The sequence below is a fragment of the Brevibacterium sp. SIMBA_078 genome, assembly GCF_046534565.1.
Lineage (GTDB): Bacteria > Actinomycetota > Actinomycetes > Actinomycetales > Brevibacteriaceae > Brevibacterium.
The window spans coordinates 1-397 of sequence record NZ_JAWRYQ010000041.1 but is presented as its reverse complement, the minus strand read 5'-3'; the positions used below and the strand labels follow the sequence as shown (position 1 = coordinate 397).

Annotated in this window: 1 protein-coding gene; it reads left to right on the top strand. The window is 42.6% G+C overall.

The window, feature by feature from the left end:
- Positions 1 to 117: 117 nt before the first annotated feature.
- The coding region (locus tag SB749_RS18775) for a hypothetical protein (RefSeq protein WP_410711633.1) at positions 118 to 397 on the top strand (280 nt) is incomplete at its 3' end.

Genomic DNA, 397 nt, shown 5'->3' with positions numbered 1-397 from the left:
ACTAGAGCAGCTTTACCTACAGCACCAGCTTTTGCATTTGATGCACCAAAGCAAGGTAGCGGTAAGACTGACTTTTGTGAATGTCTAGGATTACTCGCAATGGGAAATACGCCAGCCATGACACCCAGTATTGAAAAGAACGAGGAGGAAATAAGAAAGCTACTGTTATCAATGTTATTACAAGGCCACCGTTTCATAGTTTGGGACAATATTATGGGAACTTTCAGTAGTGCGACCATGGCATCATTTTTAACTTCTGAAAGCTTTTCTGGGCGCATATTAGGCAGAACTCAGCATGTAGAGACACCCAACCGTGCTATATTACTTCTGACAGGCAATAACATTACATTGGTAGGTGATATGCCTAGACGCGTGTTAACTTGCCGTTTCGATACAG